Raw genomic sequence first — 26871 nt, forward strand, 5'->3', positions numbered from 1 at the left:
ATGGGCTGCCGCATGGATTCTGACAACGGAGGCGGATTCTCCGGCACGGCCTCTGATTGCTCGCCCCCCGAACCGGTTCCCTATGCCTTCCTGTTTCTCAGAGTGGAAGACAAGCAGATCGGCCGAGTGCGCGTTTTCAGCGCTGAATGCCCACTGGATTTCACTGGTCTTCCGCTGACCTGGCTCGAAGACGTCAAGCCAGAGCAAAGCGTCGAACTGCTCACCGGTCTGGCAATGTCGGGCGACGCCGAAGAAACCTCGGGAAAGAAGCAGCGTGCCGATAACGCCATCATGGCAATTGCCATGCACGACGCGCCTGCAGCCGACATTGCTTTGGAGAAACTCATCCAGCCAGCGCAGTCTGAGCGGCTGCGCGAAGAGGCGATCTTCTGGCTGGGAGTCGAGCGCGGTAAGAAGGGCGTCGAACTGCTGCACAAATACGCAAAAGACGATCCCGATGATCGCATTCGCGAAAAGGCAACGTTCGCATTCTCACGAAGCAAGGAGCCCGAAGCGCTGAAAGATCTTATCGGAATGGCGCGCAGCGACGCCAGCCCGCGCGTGCGCGGCCAAGCCATCTTCTGGCTCGCGCAGATCGGCGGCAAGAAAGAGGCCGCGCAGATCACCGCGGCCATTGAAAACGATCCCGAGACCGAGGTCAAAAAGAAAGCGGTCTTTGCCCTCTCCCAGATGCATAACGAGGATAGTGTGCCGTTGCTGATCAACCTGGCCAAAACCAACCGCAATCCGGTCGTCCGCAAGCAAGCCATCTTCTGGCTGGGACAAAGCCATGATCCCCGTGCTCTCGATTTCCTCGAGGAGCTGGTCACGAAATAGGAGGCTGGCGGTTTGCGACAAGACGCTCTGGAAAACAGCCGTAAATTCTGGGGGCTTTGGCGAATCTTTGGACCAAAAGCCCCCTTCTCATACCCTTTATGCTTCAATTTCGTCTGTTATTAAAGTACTTGCGGTTTTTCTGAGTACCGGGGACTGAGTACTCACTGGTTTCCGGCATCCAAATTCAGGTATCCTGAAACTCATATGGGCATTCGCAAAACGTATTTCCTGGCCTTGATTCTGGCTGGGCTGGCGCTGTTTACAACCTCCTGTGATACAGGGGAGAAGCGCACGGCCAAGACTACTCCGCCGCCACAGGCATTGGCTCCGGCCATTGCCGCTCCTACTCCGACGCCGGCCCCCAAGGTCCTAGTCGAAGAGCAGCCTGCTCCTAAAGTTGATCCGGTTGAGACCATGGTAGCCGCCGCCGAGAAGGAGTATCAGGAAGGGCGGGCCAACTACACGGCCGGACACCTCGATGCCGCCAAGCAGAATTTCGACCGGGCATTCAATAACCTGACTCAGGGACCAGTTTCCATCAAGACCGATGAGCGCCTGCAGGAAGAGTTCGACAAGATTGTCGAGGGCACCAATCAGCTCGAACTCCAGGCCCTGAAGCAGGGCGACGGGTTTACCGAGCAGAAGTCCGAGCCGGCGCCGATTGACGAAGCCAATGCAATCACCTTTCCCGTAGATCCCAAGATCAAGGCAGCCGCCGAAGCCGAGTTAAAAGAGACCCACTTCGACCTGCCGCTGACCATGAATGATTACGTGGCCGGCTATATCAACTTCTATGCCAACTCTCCCCGAGGACACGCCACCGTAGAGCATGCTTTCTCGCGCGCCGGGCGCTATCGCGACATGATTCAGCGAGTACTGCGCGAAGAAGGCGTTCCCCAGGACCTGATTTATCTGGCGCAGGCCGAATCGGGATTCCATCCGCTCGCCCTCTCTCGCGCCGGGGCCCGCGGCATGTGGCAGTTTATGGCCAGCCGTGCCTCGGGCTACGACCTCACCCGCAACTGGTGGGTTGATGAGCGCCAGGACCCGGAAAAATCCACGCGCGCGGCCGCCCGGCATCTCAAGGATTTGTATAGCCAGTTCGGCGACTGGTACCTGGCCATGGCTGCTTATAATTCCGGTCCAGGAAACGTGCAACAGGCGGTGCAGCGCACCGGCTTCGCCGATTTCTGGGAGCTCTACCGCAGGAACGTGCTGCCGAAAGAAACCAAGAATTACGTGCCGATCATCCTGGCCATGGCCATCATTGCCAAAAACCCCAAGCAATATGGTTTGGATAACATCCCGCTCGACTCCCCCTTACAAATAGATAAGCTGACCATTGACTACCCCGTGGACCTCCGGCTGGTAGCCGAATGCGTGGATATCTCCGTGGATGACTTGCAGGACCTGAATCCCAGCCTCTTGCGCATGACTACCCCCAAAGAAGGCACCTTTGAACTCAACCTGCCCGCCGGAACCAAAGATAAATACCTGGAAGCCATAGCCGCCATTCCCGCCGAGAAGCGGGTATGGTGGCGTTATCACAAAGTATCCAGTGGCGAGACCCTGGCCTCGATTGCCAAGGAATATAAAACCACGCCTGCAGCCATCACCGAAGTGAACGGCCTCACCGCCGATGAGATATTGCCCGACACTAAACTTATTATTCCCATTGCCGCGGGCAAACATGCGCCCGGTGATGTTGAGACTTTGGTTTTTTCCAAACATCCCACGCGTTACCGGGTGCGTCGTGGCGATACCGTGCTTTCAGTCGCCGATGATTTCGGCGTGCCGCCGGAAAAACTCCGCCAATGGAACCGTTTAAAAGGCAATGAACTGCGCAAAGGAAGCCGCCTGTTGATCTATCGTCCTTTGCCTGGTGCCAGGGCAGAAACGGAGCCCCGGTTTGCATCTAAGTCCCATAAAAACAATAACTTACAAGTAGCTGCCAAGACCACCCAAACCACTCCGAGCGGACGCACAACCCATACGGTTCGCGAGGGTGAAACTTTGTATAGCATTGCCAACGACTACGGCACTACCGTGGATGCTCTCAAGCGCGAGAACAAACGTGCCTCTGCGCTGCTGCATCCCGGAGATGTGCTGATCATTAAATGAGTACGTGTAAAGACACTTGTGTTTTTACGCGCTTTGATTACACTTTCCTTGTTGACTTACAAATGTCGGCTGCTATAATCCGCGCCGTATTCATTTGTACATTTTTACAAGGCATAATGTTGTGTACCCGGCTTCCGATGCAAAGGGCTTTGCGTCCGGACCGGAATTTATGAGGAGGATAGAATGAGCTTCGACGACCTGACCCTCTACGGACGCAATGACGACGATGAAGACTTCGGCGACATGGGTTCCAGCTATGGAGATGCCACCGAGGAATACGAGGAAGAAGAGGAAGAAGAAACGACCGAACCCTCCGGCGGAGTAGGACCTGCGACCACTGGTTCCTACAGCGAGCCCGCTGGCGGCGAGTACGGCAAACCTGCTGGGGATGGCGGCAAACCCGCCAAGAAATCCGGTGGTAAGAAGGCAGCCAAGAAGAAAAAGAAACCAGCCAAGAAGTCGGCGGCCAAGAAAGGCAGCTCCGGCGCAGGCAAGAAGAAATCCAAGAAAAAGGCTTCTTCTAAAAAATCCAAGAAATCCAAGAAAAAAGACAAGAAAAAGAAGAAAAAGGGCAAAAAGAAATAAGGTTGCTCCCCTCTTCTACTTGGCAGTATCCCAAAAGTATCAAAAAGCCGCAGAGTTGGTCTGCGGCTTTTTGCATTTTTAGGCGGCGTCTTCAAGCATCAAGCATCCGGCTAGCAGCATGCCGGTTGCTTCGATTCGCAACCCGAAGTTCCCTTGGAGCTTGCAGCTTAGGACTTGGAGCTGGATTACTTCCTGCCCTGTACTACGTGAAGGCAGCGCCCGTAGAGTTCCAACAGGTGGCCGGCGTAGTCTTCTGCTTTTACGGTGGATGCCCCCTGAAAGCCCGCACCTGCGGCGACCCCACGCCCGTAACCGGTGGTGATGGCAACAAACTTCATCAGGTCCAGGGCAATGTCTTCATTGCGGCGTGCGCCCAAAGTAATGCTCCCCATCTCTTCCATAAATCCTCCCAGCGAATTCGTAAATACGAATTGGATTCTACGGGAAAGCAGTTTCAAGTTTCCAGTTTCAGGTTTCGAGGCCGGACTATTGCTTTTTGCCTTTGAAACTTGAAACTCGCAACTGCCTTCTTGCTTTTGCCTTTGAAACTCGGAACTTGAAACTCGAAACTGCTTTCTCTTTTTATTTGCCTATTGCCAACTCGGGTGTGAGGGCATAGGATACGAAATTAGTGGTCGTCGCGCCAGTCTACGGCATTTCAGCCGAGGCTCCTCAAGGGCGACGTTCACGCCGTCAGCAGTGCCCTTTAAGCCTTTTAAGTGATATCGGCCCCTTTTAGTCCTATAAAGACACGCCCCTTGGAAGCGTGTCGTCTACTCATGTTGCGCGTTTACCCAAAATACCGTTAGTACAGGGAGAGATGGTTATGGCCTGGTACGCATACTGCATTACAGAGCAGCAAGCATTTCAAGGCGAAAACAGGGCCCGTCGGCCTTTCGTCATTGATGAAGTTCGGGGAATTGGGGATAGGCAGGTTATGGGCTATCCCAGCGGTGAGTTAGCCGTCATTGTCAGCGAATACAAGCGTTCCAACGACCTTGATCAGAAGGCCATTTTGGAACACCTCAAAGTCGTGGCCGAGTGTTTCCGCAGCGCAACTGGTTCGAATACAACCGTCCTGCCCTTCCGTTTTGGGACAATCTTTGACACCGATGAAGCCCTGCGCCGCGCGGTGCGGGCCAATCGTAAGGCTTTTCTGAACGGCGTTGACCACCTTCGCGGGAAGGCGGAAATGCATCTGAAACTCCTGGTCAAAGACGGTTCGGTTCGAGAGGCATTGGAAGAGGTGGTTCTGCCGGCTACCGTTGGCGGTGCATACCTTACCAAGCTGCGGGAAAAAGCCGCCCGCCTGCGCGAACGCCAGACTAAAGCCCGCGCCATTTCGGTGCAGGTACACAAGCTATTTAACCCGCTCGAAACAGAAGTAACTTGTAAAAAGGTAGACTCCGGCGGAATGCTCATTGATATAGCCCACCTGGTAGATCACAAACAAATTGAAAAATACCAGGCGCGTTACAATTCCGCTGCCCGCCAGTTTAAAGATTGTGAATTGGCCATCAGCGGTCCCTGGCCTCCGTATCATTTCTTGCCCGGCAAGCTACGAACCGTAGCGAATTAGACTTCAACGCGAATGTTCTTAGAAAGGCGCGGCTGAATGCTGCGCCTTTTGCATTTTGTCTCGTGCTCGTCTGTATCCCACCCCTTGGGATAGGGCCTTTATGGTGAGATAACCAGCAACCCTGCCTTGTACTATCGCTGAAGCTGCCCTTGCAGCTTTTGGGTTGCAACCCGTCTTTTCTCTGAAACGTTCTGTCAGCGCGAAACACTATGGCTCAAATCCAAACTGGAAAGGCAGGGTGAGTCAATGGCATGCAAAAGCGGAACGATCTCGCTGGTGTACGACGTGAACGGTAAACCGACCGGAGAATTTGATCTCCATTGCGCAAACGGTTGCACGGAAAGGAATGAAAAATGCGACTGGGTTGAACACTTCCACTACAAAAGCCCAAGCCTGGTGGGAGTGAGTGCTGTTTTCTGTCACTGTACCAGGATCTACGAAGGTGGCAAGGTGGAGCACGTTACATCTGGGAATCCCCCAGGAAGGCTGACCCGGTGTGATGAGAGCGCGGGCATGCTTTGGATCACAGAGGGCGATGTCTGCAAAATGGTGCCACATTGCTTTGGTGGATGCGATGATGATGACTACGAATGCAAGGTGAAAGAACCGCCCCAAGAAGAGTGGAAAACCATTGAAGGCGGCCCATTCCCCAGGAGAGTGCGGGTTGTGACCTGGGAATGCGCCTGCCAGTTGAAACAAAAGTAAAAGCAAGCCTAAGCTAGAGGCTGAAAAACCAAACAGGTATACCGGTGCCGTGCTGGGCTGCGCCTTTTGCCCGGCGCTGAGACTTCAAAGGGAATGTTCTTAGAAAGGCGCGGCTGACGGCTGCGCCTTTTGCATTGTCACTCACCTGTATCATCCTCGGGAAAAGGCAACTACGGGGTGACTGCCCCGCCTACGTTCACATTGAATGAAAGCACACCGTTGGCCGAGGTGGTGAACGCGCCTCCCCCAGCAGGTGCAACTGTCACAGTGTGTTGGTTGCTCGCCACATTCACGATTATGTTGTAAGTGGTGTTAGGGGGCAAGTCCGTAATTACGTGATGGGTTTGCGCGGCTGGGACAACATAAACGAGTGTTCCCGTTGCATTCTGCCCGAAGGCGGCCGAACCTGCCAGCACTACAGAATTTCCCGCTCCTACGGGAGACGCCAACAACGCTCCCAGCACCGAGCCGCTGGTAACGTTGACCGGCGTAGCGTTTGCCACCTGCTCCGCGGTATCGGAAAGATCGAACACCGTGAGCCAGCGCTGGTTGGCATTGGCCGGGCCCGGCGGACGCACCTCCAGCCGCCAGATCTTGCTCCAGGTAAGAGGATCGGGAGCAACATGATCAGTTACGTTCGTCGCACTATTGGCGGGCAGCACGGTAGTCACCGAACCAGAGAAGCTCCCAAAGGTTACGTCGTAACGGTGTTCACCAGCCGCAGGAGGAGTAGCTGCCACGGCATTGGCCGGGAAGTGGAACGCCAGATATTGGTCGTAGGCAGCGTTGCAGATGGTGGTGCGGTCATAGACCACAAACTGGTTGGGCCGCAAATAAACAATCTGCCGCGACCAGGAGGAAATTGGCGGGCCGCAGACAAAGGGGCGGTAGGTGTCTTCCAGATACTCGCCTACTGCCAGCACGTAGGAATTGCCATCTTCGAAGCGGCTGATGTTGGTCCTGACGCCGTCGACCCGGCCCAACGAATACTGACCATAGTGCTCGAGAACATTCCCGCCATTATCCAGGTTCCGTACCTGGAACGTATTGTTGAGCTTGCGGTTGCCTTGAGTATGGTCGGCATCCCAGTTGCCATAGTTGTCGTCATAGATTGCGCTTTCGCCCGGGTCGCCGTTGGGTTGGTGTGTAATCCAACCCGATACATTCACCAGCAGAGGATTCTTGCCTTTCACCAGCGCCAGCGAACCCGAATCATAGGACTGTTCGCCCTGACCAGGGGCGTTGACATAAGGCCCCGAGGTGAATGACATCCACACCGCGCCCGTGCTCCAGTCTGACCGGGCGGACGCGATGCTGATTCCGGGCGCGAGATAGGAGCGTGGCAGCGTGGTGTAGTCCTGTTCGGGGGCGTTGTTGTCCCAGAAAAGGAATTCGATCCAGGGGTCAGCCTGGCCGGTTTGACTGGCGATAACAGTCTTCACATCGCGTGCATACTTGTGCATCATGGCTGCGTGCGGGCTGTTCCACATGCCCAGGAAGCCCGCAAGGAATGAGTAGAGGTTAGGCTCTGCCGTTCCCGGCCACAAGCTATCGCCGCGGGTGTGAGTTGTGCCGCGGTCGTCAATGAAATCACGGCTCGGCCAGGTGAAGTGCATGAGGTAGTCACCGGTGTCGAGCGGGAATGTGTAGGGGTTATTGGTATCGTGAATCAAATCCAGGCCCTTGGCGGTTCTGGCAGCCAGGGTTGGCAGCGCCTGATTCATCGTACCCAGCGGGCCATAGTTGGCAAAACCTTCCGGCCAGCCTCCGCCGATCATGTTGAGGTTGTAATAGGGCGCGACCCGCGCGCCATGCTGGTTGGTGTACCAGTCATTCCAAAGAGCATTGCCATTGGGATTGTCGCCTTGCGTGGCAATCGCGGCCATGCCTTTGGCGTCGTAGTAGCCGGCAAAGTAGTTGCTCTGCGGGTGCTCATATTCAAAGGAATTGTTTTCAAAGTCGCTGATCCACATGTTCAGGTCGTTATACACCTGCGCTTGCTGGCTGGCGTTCATCAGGTCGTGGAACCAGTCGTAGCCGATTCCCAGGGCCCCGCCGTAGAAGCGGATGCCATATCCGCTGTCGCGGTTCTGTATGGGGCTTCCGCCCACCAGTTGATGCGCCGGGTCAGACATTTTCATCAGGACATCCACACCCTTGGCGCCATATAAAGCAGCGTTGGTTGGATCGAACGTGCGCGCCACCTGATAACACAATCCCACTGAAAGCAGCGCGTAATAGTAGTCGCTGCCCTGATAGCCTTCGCCGATATTCGGGAGATTGGGATAGCCGTTCTGGTCGGGGAAGTTGACGCTTCCGCCGTTGTAGGAATCGCAAACGCTTTTTAATGCTACCCATTCCGGCGTGTTGGCCTGTGCCCGTGCGCGTAACCCCGCCAAGGTTGCCCCATCCAGAATGATGCGCGGATGCGCGCCCGTAATCGCCCCGGGTGTGGTCGCATTGCTCTCATTGGAATACGGCGAATCACCGCTGGTGTTGGTGGCACGCACGCGGTAATAGTATTGCGTCGTAGCCGACAGCCCGGAATCAATGAATCCCGTACCGTTCGCACCTGTAGTCCCAATCTGTATATAGGTCCCGGCACTACCGATCTTGCGCTCGACTTTGAATCCGGTTTGATTGTTGGCGTTGTTGATCCAGGAGAGGATGATCTCTGAACTGGTGACGGCGAGTGCTGCCAGGTTACTGGGCGGGGCAGGGAACTGCGGTGGATTCACCGTGAGAGAAGCTGTAGAAGGCGCGGCTCCCGCGATGGCGGCTGTGATCGTGGTTGTACCTTGCCCACGACTTGTCGCCAGGCCCTGCGAGCCGGGCGCATTGCTGATGGTGGCCACTGCCGTGTTCGATGAACTCCAGGCGACGGCGCGGGTCACGTCCTGTGGACCTCCGGCCCCGAAGGTTGCGGTTGCCTTGAATTGCTGTGTTCCGGCAAAGGGAATGGCCTGACTGGCCGGACTCACCGTGATCGTCGAGACTCCTACCAGAAGCGTAGTTGATCCTGTGAAAGCTCCATGCCTTGCCGTGATGGAGGTAGTCCCTTGTCCGGTGGTGGTGGCCATGCCGCTTTGCGCATTGATGGTAGCCACCGATGGGTTCGAGGAACTCCATGTAACCGAAATTGCTTTACCAGTCTGCTGGGCACCCCTGAAGAAGCCGGGAGCCGACGCTGTGAACGCCTGGTTGCCACTGACCGCGATGGAAGGATTGGCCGGGCTAATCTGGATCCGCACCGGACCAGCCTGTCCCCGGCACCGGGCCGCACTCAACATGAAAAATAAACCGCAAAGAATGAAGGGCAATCCAATCGTGCCGGCAAGCACAACAAATCGCTTCAACAGTCTGGTTTCGCGCATCGGCTCCTGCTTTTTCGTCAAAAAATCCTAATAGAGTCCTGGGAGAGGCCTTTCCGGACAGGACGATTCGCACACACTGACAGCCCTGTGAGTTCAATCCTTCGTGCAATATTTTGGGAAAGGAAAGGCAGATTCATTTGTATCAGCAGCGTCAATTTTGCGTCAACGATATTGCTTGCCCCACCTCACACACTGGTACAGTTTTGGGAGTGTACGTTAGAACATGGATGGCGTAGTACCAGCATCGTCGTGGAAAACGAAAATTCTTTTCCAGGAAAAGGTCTTCCACTAAAAAGGCGCGGTGCTCGGCTGCGACTTTTGCCCGGCGCTCATCTGGGCTACGGCACGGGTGGGAAGTCCGGGCGCGAACTTTCCTGGGTTCCCAGAGGAAGGAACACATTCCACGGGAACATTTTTTCACTCTGTCATCCTGAGCGTAGCCGCGCTTCGCGGCGTAGTCGAAGGACCCGAGGATGTCTCATTCGCCCATGCCGTTGCAAGGCATTCTCTGAAGAAACCCTCAGGCTCTTTCCTTGGAGCTGTTTTTAATCCCCCACTTGCTGAAGAAGCCGCATAGCTGCTAAGTCGGCAGTAATCAGGGACATACCGCGTAAAAATGATGCACTTACAGCTAGTGTCTGACGGTCGTCTATGCCGTCTTACGAGTGTTGCTCTCATTTTTCAAAGACCTCGAACTAAAGCGGCATGCTAAATGCCGTCAGCCAATTATGAATCATAAACCTCGCAGAATGAGCTTTTTGATATCAGTATGATACCACTCTAGAAAACTTTCTTTTCTTTCGCTGCATTGAAAAGAACCCCTCCGGCGGGGGCGCGCTGAAGATGATGTGGGAAAACACACAGTTCTCAGTGGCGTTCACGGCCCAGCAATAGTTTTCTTGGAGTTGTTCTTTAAGTCTGTCATCCAGAGCGTAGCCGCGCTTCGCGGCGAAGTCGAAGGCCCCCGACAACATCTCGTTCGCCTATGCCGCTTCAGGGCATTCTCTGAAGGACCAAAACATCCGCGCGATCCGTGAAATCCGCGGTTGCTTTTGGCGCGGCAATCGAACCAACTATCTTGCCACTTGCTGCTTCAGCTCTTTGAGCTCCGTTTGATATTGGGGTCCCAGCTTCGGGTCCAACTCGATAGCCTTATTCAAGTCACCCAGCGCGCTCTGGAAGTGTTGTTTGCCTTCGTAGGCGTGGGCGCGGATCACGTATGCGTTGGCCAGCTTGTAATCCAGGTGGATAGCCTGGTTGGCATCTTCGATGGCGTGATCGAAATCGCCTTTCATCCGGTAATATTCGGCCCGCGTAACCAGCGGCTCGGTATCGTTGGGATCGAGGCGAATGGCCTCGGCCAAGTCCTGAAAGCAGTGATCGTAGTCGCGCTGCACGAAGTAGACCGCGGCCCGCAGTTCGAACGCGCTATGACCTTTGGGATCAAGACGAATGGCCTCGTTGTAGTCTGCGATGGCGGGCAAGTAGTGGCCCTGGTTCTGGTAGATCATCCCCCGGAAAATAAAGGCTGGAGCGAACCCGGGATTCAGGCGGATGACCTCGCTGTAATCATCCAGCGCGTTCTGCTGGGCGCCTTTGCGCTGGTAGGCCAGCCCCCGGCTGCAGAACGCTTCCACATATTGCGGATTCAGGCGGATGGCCTCGCTGTACTCCTTGATAGCTTGATCGTAATCATTCTTCGCCACGGCGGCCTCGCCCCGGTTGAATGCGTCCAGGCCGGGGTTGGAGTGCGAACACGCCGCGAGCAGCAGCACGGCGACCGGTAACATGCGGAGAAATCTCATGGGAAACCTCATGTCCAGCGAGAGTCCAATTACAAACTGGATACCGGGTGCTGTCAAATGGCCTGTCTTACACTAAGTTATTCTGGATTTCGGCCGTAGGATCAAGATCAGCTCTTCAGATTTCAGGCGCGCTTTACGCTTGAGATTGTTGCCCCCTAACGTACTGAATCGGCCAGCAACTACTTTAGCCGTCACTTGGAAACGCCGTTCGGCCAACTCTCTGATTTCCTCGCCTGACAGGCCATTGCTGCACTCTGCATTTGGAAATGTAAACAGAGCGGTGCACTTTGATTGACAAACCTTCCATCAGCTTAATCACAGCCGAGGTGGATTGCCCTTTGTTGCTGAAGGCTGACTGAGGACGGTTCACAAGAGGAGGATAAGGGCACGAAGAAAGCAGTGGCCAACCGCCCCAAAGCCCGGGGGCTTTTTCCTGAGAACTGAGAACCGAGGACTGTCTCAGACTACGGCGTGACTGCCCCGCCTACGGACCTTGCAGGATCGAGGGGGACTCATTTTTTGATCTCGAGGGCGCCTTGGCCCTGTGAGCCCGCCTACGTTGGCGAGCTGCGTAAGCTGCGACCTTGAGGCGGTTCCCGCATAGTTGCATGCTGCACCAGCGTCGCGTCCCCTTCTTGCTGGTGTCATAAAAGTGCAGTACACACTGATCACACTTGCGGACGCGGCTGCGCTCTACACTCGCGAGCAACGTCGCTATGCTGTGCGCCAGCGGGGCAAAGAAGTCTTCGGGTTGGCGCGCTTTGAACCACAGCTCGGTCGCGGACCCGCTTCCGCCCGTCTTCAGCCTGGTGCGCATGGGATGCTCCGCCATGAGTCTATTGAGTTTGTCTACGGTGGAGTGACGAACTGCACCGCCACCCTCCCACGCAAGAACCTGCTTCCTCAGTTTCTCCCGCAGTTCACGTATTGCTTCCAGGGTGCGCTGAGCTCGGGCCGATTTTTCCCATTTTTGCCGAAGATTCGCCGCGTCGCGAGCACTGAGCAGCTTAGCCGCCTGAAACCAGCGCAAAAGCGCGTTGAAATCAGGCAGTAACTCCATGGGCTCGCCGTTCTGGAGAGGACGCGTGTTCAGCAAATCCAGAGCCAACTGGTTGCCGACGAAGAGGAATCCGTCTCTCCAGTCGGAATTGTGAATTGTCTTAACCCGGCTCATATTTCGACCTGAATAAAGTATAACACCGATAATGAATCTTTTTAAAGGTTAGCTAATCTGATGTTAAGAACGTGCAAAACGTTCTGAAACGGCGGCCTAATCAAGCGGCCGCCCCATCCAATCTTCTAAGGAGACGCACTATGATCAGGTATCACCATGCCATCGTCGACGGCTTCAAGATTTTTTATCGTGAAGCCGGTCCTAAAACCGCACCCGCCATTCTTTTACTGCATGGCTTCCCCACGTCGTCGCACATGTTCCGCGACCTGATTCCGGCCCTGGCCGACCGCTACCATGTGGTCGCACCCGATCTGCCGGGCTTCGGCTTCTCGGACGCACCCGATCGCAAACAGTTCCGCTACACGTTTGAGAACCTGGCCAAGGTCATCGATGGCTTCACCCAGACAATCGGGCTGGAGCGTTACGCGATTTATGTCTTCGATTACGGCGCGCCGGTCGGACTGCGGCTTGCATTGGCGCATCCCGAGCGGATCACCGCCATCATCTCGCAGAACGGCAACGCCTATGAAGAGGGTCTGAGCCAGGGCTGGAACCCGATCCAAAAATACTGGAAGGAGCCAACTGCGGAGAACCGCGCTGCCTTGCGCGAATTCCTCAGACCCGAAGCGACCAAGTGGCAATACCTCCATGGCGTCGAGGATGTGACGCTGGTCGCGCCGGAAGCCTACGAACTCGACTCCGCGCTCCTGGGGCGGCCTGGGAACGACGAGATCCAGCTCGACCTGTTTCTGGATTATGCCAGCAATGTGGCGCTCTATCCCAAGTTCCAGGAGTATTTCCGCACCAAGCAGCCGCCGCTGCTGGCGGTTTGGGGCAAGAGCGATCCGTTCTTTCTGCCTCCAGGTGCGGAAGCGTTCAAACGCGACAACCCCAGCGCCGAGGTGCGTTTCTACGACACCGGCCACTTCGCGCTCGAAACCCACCACCAGGAAATCGCCGGCGCCATTCGAGATTTCCTCGGTCGCAAGGCGGCAACCCAGGTCAAGGCCGCATAGTCAGTAGTCGCCAAAGAAAAACGCCGGGCTGGTTGGCCCGGCGTGGCTTTTCATTTTTTACTTTTACTTTTCGCTTCCCGGCTCGTTGAACCAGACCCCCCAGTACTGTTTCACCTTGCTTGAGTTGCGAAAACTCTTACTTAATTTCAACTTATTTTTCGCTTCTCCGTTTCGTGAACCAGACCCCCCAGTACTGTTTCACGCCGCTAGAGTTGCGAAAACTCTTACTTAAACTTGAATCAGGGCCTGAACCTTGCCGGCCCCGCCTTACATATCTGGCTGGGGTTAATTCACCAGCGCCAGACTTTCCAATTCCTCTGCTACCGCTTCGTCATCACAGCAGGTGGCTCCCAGCCTGGCTACGCTGGTCCGCGCCGCCTGAGGAGAAACTCCGTAGCCTCGTGACCTCAGGAACATTTGAATCATGTCGGCAGATTGCCAGCAGTCGAATTCAGCCGCCCTCTCCTGGAGCGCACCACGTAACAATGAGACGTCGCCCGCGGAGAACATTTGCTGCGTTTTCTGCTGACTGTCGCGTAAGCTGCTCAGTTCCAAATCTTTCGCTGTTGTCGGCTTGGCTTCCATTTTCGTTCCCTTTCTTTCTTGGGTTGCGGAGGGCCCGGAATTCTTCAGTTTCCTGACCCCCGGATTTCTTTAATTCTCAGGAGAAACTCAACTTGTCTTATGTAATTGCAACCCTCGTGCCAAACAGCACTCGGACGGCAAGTGTTTAAGAATAAGCTACTTAGATTTGCAGCAGCGGCGGATTGACGGAAATTGGACGAGCCACGTCCAGTTTCTGGACTCTCAATTCCATAATCGAGCCACGAATGTTTAACCACAAGGGACACGAAGGGCTGAACCACAAAGGACGCGAAGAAAGCAAGGCCAACTGCCCCCCAAAAGCCCGGGCCGCCCAACATGGTCCCATTGTGGTATCAAAAGTTTGATTTCTCAGAAAACTGCATGCCATCATTGAGAAGCGGTTGCCAGTGAAAAACGACCGCAAAAGAACGAAGACAGCATTCAAAAATGCCGGGGCTTAGGCCCGGGTGAGCGCGAAGAGAGCGCCGGATCGCGCGAGCGTAGCGCGAGGGCGAAGCCGCGAAGCGTTGCGGGAGCCCTTAGAAGAAAGCTCTTTGAAAATTTATTGCCTGACGCGGGTTTCGGCTGTTCCTGAGGACTTGAGGACTGACGACTGAGGATTCTCTGGCGACACTAGCTGCAAGTGCACCATATTTCCTCGGTATGTCGTTGATTACTAGAGACTTAGTATCTACACGGCCTGTCTCAGCAAGTGGGTGAGGGTGTACGACCTAAAGCTAAAGAAATCAGCGTAAATCTGCATTGATCTGCGGCGAGCTTTTGTTTTGGCTAAAAGCTAAGGCTAAAAGCTTTTCTGAGAACTATTCTCACACCGGTGCGCTGCTCGTCTGCGGTTTTTGTCCGGCGCTCATCTGTGCCACGGCATGGGTGGGAAGTCCAGGGCGTGCACCTTCCGGGGTTGCCAGGGGAAGAAACACATTCACGCATGTGTAGCTGGCCTCTGGTCTCTGGCTGCTGCGGATGCGGATCACGCCAAGCTGTTTTTCCACAATGCTGTGCACCATCCACAGTCCCAGGCCGGTGCCTTTAGCGGCTTTGGTCGTGAAGAAGGGCTCGAAGATTTTTTCGCGGTTCTCCGGCGAAATTCCGCACCCGGAATCGGCTACGGTGATGCGGATCCCTTTATGGGCAGGCCGGCCCTTACGCCAATCCTGTGATTTCGCGATACGGAAGCGCAGTTTGCCGTTCTTGGGCATGGCATCCAGAGCATTCAAGATCAGGTTAGAGAACATTTGCCGGAACTCACTGGGATATCCCTGATACGTGCCTTCATAGAGGAACTCGCGTTCCAGGCTTATATGTTGCTGGCGGAAGCGGTGCTTGTGGAAGGCGAGCACCTCTTCGGCAATCTGTGCCGGGTCGAACTCGGTCTTCACATATTCGTGATACAGACCGAGCGTCTGCTGCACGATGCGCACCACGCGCTCCAGCTCGCTCTGGGCCATCTTGGCGTAGTTGCGGCTGGCCTCATCGAGGTCGCGGCTGAGCACGAGCAGATTGATCAGGTTTGAAACCGCCTGCAGCGGATTATTGATCTCGTGGGCCATGGCGGAAGCCATTTGCCCGGTGGCGGCCAGCTTCTCTGACGTCACCAGCGCCTGGTCGCGCTGCTGGCGGGCGGTGATATCAATGAAAGTCACAACCGCACCCCAGACCTTGCCCTTGAATGACATGGGGTAGGAGGCGCACTCCACCGGAATGGACCTGCCGTCTCTGCGCCAGAAAACTTCATCCAGTGCGCGGATTCCCTTCTTGCCCTGCAGCACCTGCTCGATGGCGCACTCTTCAGCCGGATAAAAATTCCCGTCAGGCCGGCGCCCATGCATCAGCTCGTGAAAATTTTTACCCAGGATTTCCTCACGCGCGTAGCCCAGCATCTCGGCGGCGACACGGTTGATCAGGAAGCACGAGCCTTCAGCGTCCACCGCATAGACGCCGTGATCGGTGGATTGCAGCAGCAGGTCAATCTGCTGCAACAAGAGCACGCGCTCCTCCACCTGGCGGCGATGTTCGCTGATATCGCGATAGACCAGTACCACTCCGGTGATCTTTCCTTGATCGCTGCGAATCGGAGCAGCACAGCCATCAATGGGAATCCCGCGGCCGTCGTGGGCAAGCAGCAGGGTAGGATGGCCCATCTCGGCGTAGGCATTTGCCCGCAGGACCTGAAGCACGATGTCCTCGGCCGGTTCCAGCGTGTCTTCTTTGACGATACGATAAACATCTTTCAAGGGACGGCCAAAGGCATCTTCCATGCGCCAGCCGCAGAGCCGTTCCGAGACCGGATTCATAAACATGATGCAGCCGCGGTCGTCGGTAGCAATCACCGCATCGCCGATGCTGCGTAGCGTGGTGGCATAGCGTTGGCGGCTCTCCTGCAGCTCCAGGTTTTTCTGCTGCGCGCCGCTCAGCGCCTCACGGTAATTTTCCGAGAGGTGCCACAGCAGCCTTCGCGAGTAGAACAGCAACAGAGTCCCCAGGAAAATTGCGCTACCCGCCCCGATCCACAGCGCTTGCTGGGTGTCATAGCGGGTCCGCGATTCGCGTTCGGCCCGCAGCGCGGTTTCCATGGCGATCAACGTGCGGAATTGCTCGCGCATGGAATCGAGCAGGAAGGAGTCGTGCCCCTTGGCTTCCAGTTGCAGGTAATCGCCGTGGTTCTGTTTCAACTCCACGGCCTGGTCGCTGGATTGCTGCCATTCGTTGGCCAGCCGGCGGATTTCCAGCACTTTCTGGGCTTGCAGGGAATTGCCTGCCACCATGGCGTCGAGCTTATCGAGCGCCTGGGGCAAGCGCTGGTTGGCGCGCTTGGCCGGCTCCAGCAATAACGGATTTCCAGTCAGCAGAAAACCGCGGTAGGCGGTTTCGCGTTCCACTAATAAGTCCTCAACGGAGTAGGCCGCCTCAGTGGTTTCGTCGGAGCGGTCAACCACTCGATTGAGATTTTGCAAACGATAGATTTGCCACAGCAGTACGCCCGTAAGCAGAATAAGGACCAGCGCTGGCAGCAGCATAGCGCGCAGCAACAACGGACGGAAAAGCCTTTGATGAATCCCGATTGCAGTCATATCACAGTCGGAAGGCGAACCAAGAGGTAAAGCTTAGTTCCTGGGCACCTGAGACGAGGCGGCGTGTACAACGGTAAGGCCATTATCCGCCAGATATCGTCCGCTCTGCAACCAGCAATAGGCAAAATTTACCGGCATGTCGCCAGTTAGGCAGCCCTGAGTTTTTATGGAGGAGCCGGGCCATGTACAAACGTCACTACCACGATATGGCATTTCTCTTCCTATTGGTGGAATAATGATTACAATACTGGGTCAATTGATATTGATCCTAATCCGCATAAGGATAGGGATTCCTAAAAGTTCCAGCAATCTTCCCATGTGGCAACAAACTTGCGTTTGAGCATCTAAAGTTTATGCCAAGCTACTTCGCTCCAGGGGAAACATGAAAGCTAGCCCAAATTTTCGCGTGCTGATTGTCGACGATGACGCCGGGACGGCGAAGTTTCTGACTTCGCATCTCACCCAGCGAAGTTTTGACGTAAGCGTGGCATCTACCGGCGAAGAAGCCCTCCGCCTGTTTCGTGCTTATGATCCTGTTCTGGTGCTGCTCGATATTGCCATGTCGGGCCTGGGTGGCCTCGAAACCCTGGAACGCCTTAAGCAGATTAAGCCCGAAGTTTCGGTAATGCTGCTTTCGGCCCAGAATGATCCTGCGGTTATTTTTAAGGCCTCGAAGTTAGGCGCAGACGACTACCTGGCCAAGCCCGTGGACCTCAGCGAACTCGATCTCCGCATCAATCGCGTGCTCGATAAACAGCGTGTGCTCCATGAAGTGACCCAGCTTCGCGAGCAGGTGCGCAAGCAGAGTGACTTTTCCATGCTCTTTGGCACCAGCCCCAAGATGGAAGAAGTCAAGATGACCATCGAACAGGTGGCCGATACCAATGCTACGGTTCTCATTCGCGGCGAGAGCGGCTCCGGCAAAGAGGTGGTGGCACGCATGGTCAACGCCAACTCCACCCGCCGCGATAAGCCGTTTATCAAAGTAAATTGCGCCGCCATTCCCAGCGAGCTTCTGGAAAGTGAGTTGTTCGGCTACGAGCCCGGAGCTTTCACCGGCGCCAACCGGCAGAAACTGGGTAAATTCGAGCAAGCCAATTACGGCAGCATATTTTTAGATGAAATCAGCGAGATGCATCCCGCGCTCCAGGCCAAGCTTCTGCACGTCCTGCAGGACGGCGAATTTGCCCGCCTGGGCGGCAAACGCGATATCGCCGTAGATGTTCGCGTGCTCGCCGCCACCAACAAACCCCTGGAGCGCGCCGTAGAGGAAGGTCTCTTCCGCGAAGATCTCTTCTACCGCTTGAATGTTGTGACCATCCACATTCCTCCTTTGCGCGAGAGGAGGGAAGAGATCCCCATATTCCTGGATTTCTTTCTGCGCAAATACAGCGAGTATTACGGAAAGCAGCCCGCGCCTTTCAGCGACTATGCCGTGGGCCGCATGATGGAATATGCCTGGCCAGGCAACATTCGCGAGTTGGAAAACCTGGTCAAACGCTACACCATCGTGGGCAATGAACCGCAGATTATCCGCGAGCTCTCCACCCACAAGCCGATTGTCTCTTCTCTCGGCGCGGGCAAGGTCCAGGAAATTACGCCTTCAATCAACCCTGGTCCTGCGTTTATTACCAATGGCAATACTGAGATCGAGATGCCATCTTTATTGGAAATTGGCAAGCGCGCCGCCATGCAAGCTGAACGTGAAGCGATTGAGCGCGTGCTGGCGCAAACCCGCTGGAATCGCCGGCAGGCAGCTAAAATTTTGAAGGTCAGTTACAAGGCACTGCTCAATAAATTGAAGGCCATGGGAGAGCATAATCAGGTTCAGAATAAGCAAAAACATGCTTAAAAATGGAATTCAAGTTCCACTTTAATGTTAGATTTAGATGATCACAGGTTGTGGAAATCCCGCTAGGAAAGTATTCTAAGTCTCAAATCTTCAATATCTTCCAGATTTTCTTCTGAATTGAAGAATTTTTTCATCTTAATGGTGCTCGAAGTGCTCTATATGACAGTAACAAAAGAGGCCAATTTCACACATCCATAAGTCTTATGACTTCGAATTTCTCCATCATTGCCGATATCTACCTTGGGCATTCTTATATAGATTGCCGTCCCTGAGATTCCCTCCCCTCCCCTTTGCCTCTTTATAGCGGTTGCTGGAAACAGCAACCGCTTTTTTTTGAGAGATAATTTTCAGAAGTGTTTAGAGTTTGTTTTGAGCAACAAACTGGACTATGATTTTGTTCAATCCTCCCAAAATCCAGGTTGCGGCGGAAAGGCTGATCTTTCAGGAACAGTAAGCTTCTTCAAAACAGCAATTCGCCTTTTTTGTTCCTGAGACGCTCTCCCGCCCCGCGAGCTGTACCATGAGATTTCATTCATCGCATTTCCGGCCAGAATCCCAACACGGGCCTTGTTCCCGGAGGGTGCTGACCTTTTGATTACCCCCCCTTCCTTGACGCTTCTTTCGCGCCACGGATATCATCTAAGATTCACCCCGTTACTGCGGTGCTAGCAGAGCAGTTCGGGTATTTGAGATGGGGTTGTCGAGAGCGACCCCCACAAGCAGGGTTTATGGGTAAAGCATTAACTAAAGCAGGAACAATGGATAAGAAAAGGCTGGAACAATTTAAAAAGAAATTGGAAGAGCGGCAGCAGGAGCTGCGCCGCGTGGTGACCCGCACGGAACAAGACGGCCGCGACGCCGACAGCGAGGTCGCGCAGGATATTGCCGACAAGGCCGCCAACTCCTATAACAAGGAATTTCTCTTTCACCAGAGCAACAGCGAGCGCCAGGTTCTCCAGATGGTCGAGAGCGCTTTGGACCGCATCCGCCAGGGAAGTTTTGGGCAGTGTGTCTCCTGTGGCGAAGACATTAACAGCAAGCGCCTGGAGGCCGTGCCCTGGACGCGTTACTGTATTGCCTGCCAGGAAAAATTGGAAAAAGGCCAGCTCGTGGAAGAAGCCGAGTAAGCTCCCAGAAAATTCTTAGAAATAAAAGCCGCTCAGCAGAGCGGCTTTTTTATTTCTGAATTGCGCCGCTTTTGCGGCGCACGGTGGGAGCCCCCGGCTTTAGCCGGGGGTAAAGGTTCGTAGAGTTTTGGGCTTCAGCCCCGGCCTCTTGCCCGCGCACAAAGCACGCGTTAACTCGAAACTTGAAACTACTTCTGGTCCGGAGTCGGCGTTGGTGTCGGTTGTTGCTGCTGTTTCTTTTTATTCAACATTTGATTCAGCACATCGGCCCAGGTCTGTTTTTGTGGTGGTTGTTGCTGATTGTTATTAGCCTGATCCCCGTTGGCAGGCGTTGGAGAAGCCGTGGGCTGTGGTTGTCCCTGTGGCGGCTGTTGTTGCGGTTGTTGTCCGGGCTGTTGGTTGGGCGGCTGATTCGGGTTGTTCTTGTTTCCCAGGAGCGCGCCCAGAATTCCGCTGGTAAAATCCCCGGGCTTCCCCGAAGTGGGCAACAGGTTTTGCAGCTTCATGCGGGCGATGGCCTCAAAATCGGGGACGATACGCGGGTTAGAAAGCGATCCCGACACCAGCACGGGCATGACCAACTCACCATTGCGATTGGCCAGGGCCGTGGTCATATATCCACCGACCCCGTTAATGCCGCCAATGGAATCCGTCATAGCTTTGGTGAGCACGGCGGTAACGTGCATGTTCACAGAATTATCCACCATGCTGATGGCGCCGTTGCCTGACATGGTTGCGCCGTCAATCACCGCTTGCAAGTCATTCGTCTGCGCGATGCCATTGCGCACGTTAAAGTTTCCCGTCATCTTGGCGACATTGGTGAAGGGATGTTGTGAAATGTTCTTGCCTGTGGAAAGAAATTTGCCGACATTGGCCAGTTGATAAAGCACGTCCACGTTGGCCAGCTTGCCGTTGGTTAAATTCACGTTGAAATTACCGTTCAGGGTGCGAGCGATGTTATCGCTGCCCGAGGAAAAGTTCGCGTTGCCATTGGCGGCCAGCAATCCATACAGCGTCTTCTTGAGATTGGAGACGGAAGAGAGCAACTGGTTGGCGTCAACTTTGTCTGCCCTCATGTTGACCGCGTATGTGATGGGGGTAGACCGCGCGTCAATCACGATCGAGCCACTCTGCTGGCCCTGGGCAAGGCCAGAGGTCACGGGGTCCATGCGTATCACGCCGTGGTCGAGCGCGACATTCGATTGCACGTTGTTCATCACCAGGTCGTCATACAACAGCGTTCCAATGCTGACCTTGCCGCTCCCCGTCATACGATTGATAATGCTCGACTGGGGCACAGCGGCGGCTTCTGCCTGGGGCACAAAATTCCAGAATTGATTTCTTGATTCCGCACTTTGCGTTCCCGACGCTGCAAAAATCTTCTGCCACTCGCTGGCGATGAGCTTATCGGCAGCGAGCGTGAACTGCACCTTCGGATTGTCGAAGTTACTCAGCGTGAGCGAGCCCGTGGCATTAGTGGAACCCAGCGCCATGGCAACATTTTGCAGCACCGCGGAATTCTGCGAGAAGGTCAGGTTGGCATTGCCGATCTTGAGCGGCGCGGTCAGCGACGGCGTCCTGATTTGGGCATTCTGCAGCATGCCGTTGCCGCTGAAGTTCATGCCCGCGGAATTCTTGATGGGCCCGGTAGCGTGCAGGTTGAGGGAGATGATGCCCGAGCCGGAAACACCATCGGCTGCCGAGACTCCGTAGGCTTTAGCGATACTCAAAAATTCACCCAGATCAGCCCGGCCGGTGTGCAAGTCGGCATCTACCAACGGCGAATTCGAGGTGTATTGCGAAAGGGCGAAGCGGCCGGTAACGGTTGTGCTGCCGGTGCTGGCGGAAAAATCGTTGGAGCGGACCTCAGTCGGCGTAAGCGCCAGATCAATGATCGGGACCTTCACCGGGTCGCGCAGGTCTTTCCCACTGATCTCCAGGTTGCGGCCCTGCAGGCTGCCATTCATGGCCGGCTGATTGGCTGCTCCTTGAGCATGAAGATCGGCCGTAAGCTGGCCGGCGATTTTCATCCCGGGAGAAAATGCCGTGCCAAAATCTGCCGCCAGTTGAGCGACCTCCTGGATCGAGACATTCGACGCATTGATCCTCAAGTCAATTTGCGAAGGCGTAGGCTGCATGTTCATCGTGCCGGTGATGGTAAGCGGGGTATTGCCCAGCTTCAGGTTTCCCTTTTCGATGTTGAGCCGGTCTGCGTTCAGGTCGTCAGAAACTTTGTAATCCGCCGAGATTGGGTACCCCAGGTCATGTCCGTGGACGCGCGGCTGATCAAGTTTGAGTGAACCATCGGAATCGAATTTTCCCGCCTGGTTTTTGAGGTTGGCTTTGCCGCTGATGATGGCATCGGTATTTTCCAGGGAAGCAGAGTTAAGAAATTTTTGCAGGCCGGAAAGCGAGACCTCAGAAAGCTCCAGGCTGCCGTCAAAGGGGGTATTGATGCCCTGGGCGTTATTGATAGGCCCAGCCGTCCCTTGCAGCTTGATAAGCTGTGCCCCTTGTCCCGGCAGGTGCGCCGCAGCGATCAGGTCAAATGCATGGCCAGGTGCATAGCCCATCAGCCGCAGGTCTATATGGTCATAAATCGCGCGTGGTTGCCTCTTTTGATAATCGGTTAATGCAACCGTGCCATCGGTGATTTTCATGTCCTGCAGGGAGAACGCCTGGTTGGTGCCCGCCGGGGGCTGGCCAGCAGGCGTGTTGTTGCCCAGGCTGGAAAAGTTCCATGCTCCCTGAGCGTTGCGTACCAGCTCGATTTTGGGCTGCTTGAGTTCGAGAGAGCTGATCTGGACGTCTCCATGCAGCAGGGGCCACAGCGCTGCGCTCACATCCACTTCATTGGCCTCAGCAAAGGCCTTTCCCGTGCGAAAACTCGGGTCCTCGCCAATGACCGGGCTCTCGGCGCTGAAATACAGTGGCAGGATGGAAAGATGCAAGCGTCCCAGCGTGACCGGGCGGCCAAGCTTGGTTTGCATTTCAGCTTGGATCCGGTCGTGATAACTGTTTACATCGATGACCGAGGGCAAAATCAGTACAGCGATCACCCCGAGGACTAGAATAATTGCAATTGCGATGGCTAGCTTACGCATAGAGGCCTCAACTGTTTACCCGGCCAGGGGGTAAATTCGACTCAAGTGGCGGTTAAGATGTATACGTAAGGAATATTACTCCTATTATTATTGGAAGCTGTATAGGATGAGACAGGTTGTTTGAAAAGGCACTTTTCTTACTGTTAAACTAGTAGATCGTTCATCTGCTGTAGATCCATGCAGAAATCCTCACTCTGTTTAAAGGAACACTCGTGCGCAGTGAAGTTCGACATCGCCTGAAAGAAGATAAGTTCGCAACCACCGCTCAAGACACTTTTTCCTGGATGCAGCATCACAGCATCAATGTTGTCGGCGGCATCCTGGTCTCCGCCGTGATCATCGGTCTTGCCCTGGGCGGCTATTTTTATATGGAGAACCATGAGCAAAAGGCCTCGCTTGATCTCGCCCTTGCCATGGATACGCTCAATGCCCAGGTGCGCCCTGCTTCCCAGCCACCCAACCCCGATGCTACTGAAGAATCCTACGGTTCGGTGAAGGAGCGGGCCCAGGCCGCGCAAAAGAAATTCCAGGCTCTCTTGGACCAGTATCCGCACACCCATGCCGGCAAGGCTTCGCGCTATTTTCTTGCCATCACCGCGATACAGGCAGGCAATAATGCGGCCGGCGAAGCCGCGTTGAAAACCATCAGCGCCTCCGGGGACAAGGAATACGCGCCTTTAGCCAAGCTTTCCCTGGCGTCTCTGTATCGCGCTACCGGCCGCAATCCGGAAGCCATCGCCATATATAAGGATTTGTCCGATCATCCCTCGCATGCAGTTTCCAAGGCCATGGCCCAGTTCGAACTCGCCGGCATCTACGAAACTACGCAGCCCGCAGAGGCGAAAAAGATTTATGAACAATTGCAGAAAGATGACCCCTCAGGCGAGATAGGCCAACTGGCGCTTAGAAAGATGTTTGGCATCAAGCAGTAGCAGTACTCAGAAGCTATCTCAATAAATGCACTGTCCGGCGTTGCTGGTGAAATGGCGATGTTACGCCAACAATCGAACGCCCCATGCACGCACGGGCCATACTGGCTCCCGATGAATCCAAAGCACAGGCCCGCAATCTTCCTCGGAGTCGCGTTTGTTCTGATGGCTCCATATCTGGGGTTCGTGGTGTACTTCTCTCAGCGGTTTCCATCAAATCAATGGCCTACGTGGTTCACTAACACCATTCTCGTCTGGGTCATCGCAAATTTTCTGCTCCTTATGTTGCTGGCAAAGAAAATATTCAAGGGACAGGTGGTGGAACCACAGAAGGCACGCCGCGCCTCCGCGATAGTACAAATTGTTGTCTCCTACCTTCTGATTGTGTGGAGCGTGTTTTTTCTCTACGGGGTGAAAGAAACGATACAGGGAAAACTTCCCCTCAGCCGAGCGATCCCAGCGGGGGCGTTCTTGTTGTTTTTCATTGGGATTTTTGGGTGGAGCCTTTACCGCACAAGGCACGGAAAAGGTTGAGGTAGCTTCGCTGAACGAAATCAGGCGCTTTCGCTCGTTGACGGATTCCCAAAACAGCAAGGACAATCACCGACCGCTGGTCACGATGAGGCCGTTAATGATGCACCTTGTCCAACGCTTTGCACTCAGGTCCGTGAAAAGTAATCCACACAGAGCTGTATTGGTTCGTATTGCCGTACTTGGTGATGTTAACCCGCTCGTAATCGTCGGAAACACCAGAACACTCCGCGCATGGATCTTCGGCCAGTTCCATCGCAGATTTTCGGCTTGAATTGGATGTAGAGTTCTCTGGCTTCAGAAGCTTTAGACATGTGACGTCTAGAAAGGTGCCGTGCTTGAACTCGCCTCGAACGTCTTTGGGCGCGAGTTCATCCAGGGCGGCGTTCAATTGCGTATCGGTGATTCCGTCGCCGACGCCAGATTGAATGTGTGCTTGGCAAAGGTCGCCATTAGAAGCGTATGACGCGGTGATCGTCAGGTTTTGCGACGTTCGATAAACCTCGCTAACGGGATTGCCGTAGAGCTTTTCAACCGTGTCTCGGTTCTGGATTTTCGCGGGCGTTAATGGGCCGCGCTTTTGTTCTTGTGCCCCAACTCCTAACGACAGAGCCAATAAGACACTCACCACCGTTAAAGCCGTGCGCATTTATTCACTCCCGGTTGGACAGTTGATATTATGCCAGCAAATGTACGCGCACAATGCGGCAGGTTCCAGAGTCGTCTTGTGATTGTTGTTGTATCAGGCGATTTCATTACAGGCGACGGACTACTGGTGATATGGCGATTTATCGATAACCTTCCGCTATCATCAGATGTCGCGTTGGGCTTCTGAGTTTAGTTGAGGAGGCGAAGCAACATGGTGGAGAGCAGGATATTCACCGCGAATGACGTTTGGAAAGGCGGGCACTACGAACTATTCATTCAGCCCTCCGTCGGTTCTTCGGAAGACTTGTGCGCGTTGCTGAAAGCGCTGTGGACGTTCCCTTCACTCGAAGGTTGCTACGTACGTGATGATTGTGAGCCATCGACTCAAGTGCGAGTGCAGCCGTGCGAAAGCAGCGTCATGGGTCACCTGTACGGTCTAGCAACGCTTCCGAACCAAACGGTAGTCGCTTGTGGCTCGTACATGATGGATTATCCCGGAGAAGAAGGGGCGCAGGCGGCGCACTGGGTCAGCTTCTATATGCCCTTGGGTGCGCTCTCGCTTGCCTATCCAATAGGCGCGTATCCGTTCGGACCAATGGACAAAGTCTCGGAATGGAAAACGCCGGTAGACTCGTTCCTGACACAGGCCGCAATGCAGACTTATAGCAAAGTACCGTTCGACTTTGCGCTAGTTGGGTTCGAGGTAGACGTGTCAGCCGTCTCACCTCAAACAATACGAGAAAGAGGCATCCCTGCAGAACGAAGCGACGGGATACTCTGGAATGAAGGGTCCGAGTTGAAGTGGCACCCCGCAACTCGTCCGTAGCTGACGTATTCAGGCGATTGCACCATCCGGCCTGGTCGGTGTGTTAGTGTAACGGCAATGTTAGGTCAACCATTGTCCTGCCAGTTCAAGTCGACTATGGACCGGTTAACGTGCACTGCGAGCAGAACGGCTGGGATCTCCAGCGGTAGTATTCTGGCCTGTTGATACGCTGGACGCTAACGAGTTTGAATCCATCATGGATGGGCTTGAGCCACACGAGCACGCCACCACGGCTTGGACAGCAATTTCCGTCTTTGTCCTTCTGGTAAATGCTCTCGGCAAGAACAATGTCGTGCCCGCGCAAATGGAAATTCCATTCTTTACAACAGAAATCCTCGTCCGCACGCAGTAGCTTTTCCGCCGGAGCATTGTAGTCGGGCGGTTTCCACTCGTGCAGTTGACCTTTCACTTCGCTAAGGACGTGCCAGTCGATTCGGTCATCGGTGCCCGAGGACCCGGTCATGATGAGCAACAGAGGAACATCGTCACCTTGCAGCTCCGTGTTCTCGACACGAAGAATCTGGTCATCTTCGTACTCGTAAAAGACCTTTTGGAAATTAGCGTCCGTCACACGCACCCGTCGGCCTTCGATGTCGGATAGGCAGACCTGCCATGCGACGATGTAAAGGGTCTTCACCGGCTGATAGTCAAATGTCCGAACCGTGCGCCAGCGATCATCTGAAGTATCGTCGCAACTGAAGACGGCTCGTGCGGACTGCGCATTGCCGATAGAATGTTCGGGTGCAGGCGCGTTCTGAATGCGCCTTCGTTCGATGTACCAGCCGGAAATAAAGGCGGCGCATGCAGTGAGGATGAGAATTGCAATCCAAAAACACCGATTCATCTCAGCTCGATTACCTAATTGCAGGTTGAGTGGATTATATCGCCCATGAATAGCGACGACTGGCGTAATCCGACGATTACACCACCTATGTTGGGCCACCCCGCTGAGCCATTTATGAGATAGCCTATCAGTACCCAGTA

The 26871-nt window shown here is 54.7% G+C and carries 18 protein-coding genes; 9 read left to right on the plus strand and 9 right to left on the minus strand.

The genetic code is table 11. The features are described from left to right. The 3 genes from VK738_17605 to VK738_17615 all read left to right on the plus strand — a co-directional run. Window positions 1-837: HEAT repeat domain-containing protein (locus VK738_17605; protein HTD24478.1), on the plus strand; the 837-nt coding region annotated here is incomplete at its 5' end. A gap of 204 nt (window positions 838-1041) precedes the next feature. Further along, window positions 1042-2958: a LysM peptidoglycan-binding domain-containing protein gene (locus VK738_17610; GenBank protein HTD24479.1), complete on the plus strand. Its 1917-nt coding sequence runs from the start codon at window positions 1042-1044 to the stop codon at window positions 2956-2958. A gap of 183 nt (window positions 2959-3141) precedes the next feature. Beyond that, a complete protein-coding gene (locus VK738_17615; protein ID HTD24480.1) occupies window positions 3142-3543 on the plus strand; it encodes a hypothetical protein in 402 nt (133 codons plus the stop codon). A 185-nt stretch (window positions 3544-3728) separates the two neighbouring features. Here VK738_17615 and VK738_17620 read toward each other — a convergent pair whose 3' ends face one another. Continuing rightward, window positions 3729-3944, minus strand: a complete 216-nt coding sequence (locus VK738_17620) for a hypothetical protein (GenBank protein HTD24481.1) — start codon at window positions 3942-3944, stop codon at window positions 3729-3731. A 425-nt stretch (window positions 3945-4369) separates the two neighbouring features. Here VK738_17620 and VK738_17625 point away from each other — a divergent pair, with 425 nt between their 5' ends. Together VK738_17625 and VK738_17630 are read left to right on the plus strand one after the other, a co-directional pair. Further along, window positions 4370-5122, plus strand: a complete 753-nt coding sequence (locus VK738_17625) for a GvpL/GvpF family gas vesicle protein (protein HTD24482.1) — start codon at window positions 4370-4372, stop codon at window positions 5120-5122. 246 nt (window positions 5123-5368) lie between these two features. After that, entirely contained in the window at window positions 5369-5827 is a 459-nt protein-coding gene (locus VK738_17630) for a hypothetical protein (GenBank protein HTD24483.1), read from the plus strand. Window positions 5828-5997: 170 nt separating this feature from the next. On the opposite strand, the gene VK738_17635 is transcribed toward VK738_17630, so the two are convergent. From VK738_17635 to VK738_17645, 3 genes are all read right to left on the minus strand, one after another. Beyond that, window positions 5998-9201: a fibronectin type III domain-containing protein gene (locus VK738_17635; GenBank protein ID HTD24484.1), complete on the minus strand. Its 3204-nt coding sequence runs from the start codon at window positions 9199-9201 to the stop codon at window positions 5998-6000. A gap of 1073 nt (window positions 9202-10274) precedes the next feature. Beyond that, complete coding sequence (locus VK738_17640) at window positions 10275-11006, minus strand: tetratricopeptide repeat protein (protein HTD24485.1); 732 nt, start codon at window positions 11004-11006, stop codon at window positions 10275-10277. 484 nt (window positions 11007-11490) lie between these two features. Continuing rightward, window positions 11491-12180: an ABATE domain-containing protein gene (locus VK738_17645; protein ID HTD24486.1), complete on the minus strand. Its 690-nt coding sequence runs from the start codon at window positions 12178-12180 to the stop codon at window positions 11491-11493. Window positions 12181-12320: 140 nt separating this feature from the next. Between VK738_17645 and VK738_17650 the strand changes: the two genes are divergently transcribed. Continuing rightward, a complete protein-coding gene (locus tag VK738_17650; GenBank protein HTD24487.1) occupies window positions 12321-13196 on the plus strand; it encodes an alpha/beta hydrolase in 876 nt (291 codons plus the stop codon). A gap of 285 nt (window positions 13197-13481) precedes the next feature. On the opposite strand, the gene VK738_17655 is transcribed toward VK738_17650, so the two are convergent. Beyond that, on the minus strand, window positions 13482-13781 hold the full coding sequence (locus VK738_17655; GenBank protein HTD24488.1) for a hypothetical protein: 300 nt from the start codon (window positions 13779-13781) through the stop codon (window positions 13482-13484). Window positions 13782-14608: 827 nt separating this feature from the next. Further along, a complete protein-coding gene (locus tag VK738_17660) occupies window positions 14609-16870 on the minus strand; it encodes a PAS domain S-box protein (protein HTD24489.1) in 2262 nt (753 codons plus the stop codon). A gap of 382 nt (window positions 16871-17252) precedes the next feature. Between VK738_17660 and VK738_17665 the strand changes: the two genes are divergently transcribed. Next, window positions 17253-18722, plus strand: coding sequence for a sigma-54 dependent transcriptional regulator (locus VK738_17665; GenBank protein ID HTD24490.1), 1470 nt, complete (start codon window positions 17253-17255; stop codon window positions 18720-18722). 758 nt (window positions 18723-19480) lie between these two features. After that, window positions 19481-19849, plus strand: coding sequence for a TraR/DksA family transcriptional regulator (locus VK738_17670; protein ID HTD24491.1), 369 nt, complete (start codon window positions 19481-19483; stop codon window positions 19847-19849). A gap of 188 nt (window positions 19850-20037) precedes the next feature. Here the strand turns inward: VK738_17670 and VK738_17675 are convergent, their stop codons facing one another. Beyond that, on the minus strand, window positions 20038-22953 hold the full coding sequence (locus tag VK738_17675; protein ID HTD24492.1) for an AsmA family protein: 2916 nt from the start codon (window positions 22951-22953) through the stop codon (window positions 20038-20040). Between the two features lie 212 nt (window positions 22954-23165). On the opposite strand from VK738_17675, the gene VK738_17680 reads away from it, so the two are divergent. After that, window positions 23166-23885: a tetratricopeptide repeat protein gene (locus VK738_17680; protein HTD24493.1), complete on the plus strand. Its 720-nt coding sequence runs from the start codon at window positions 23166-23168 to the stop codon at window positions 23883-23885. A 625-nt stretch (window positions 23886-24510) separates the two neighbouring features. Here the strand turns inward: VK738_17680 and VK738_17685 are convergent. Together VK738_17685 and VK738_17690 are read right to left on the minus strand one after the other, a co-directional pair. After that, a complete protein-coding gene (locus VK738_17685; GenBank protein ID HTD24494.1) occupies window positions 24511-25062 on the minus strand; it encodes a hypothetical protein in 552 nt (183 codons plus the stop codon). A 919-nt stretch (window positions 25063-25981) separates the two neighbouring features. Beyond that, complete coding sequence (locus VK738_17690) at window positions 25982-26731, minus strand: hypothetical protein (GenBank protein HTD24495.1); 750 nt, start codon at window positions 26729-26731, stop codon at window positions 25982-25984. Window positions 26732-26871 lie beyond the last annotated feature (140 nt).

Source organism: Terriglobales bacterium, from assembly GCA_035487355.1.
GTDB lineage: Bacteria > Acidobacteriota > Terriglobia > Terriglobales > Acidobacteriaceae > QIAW01.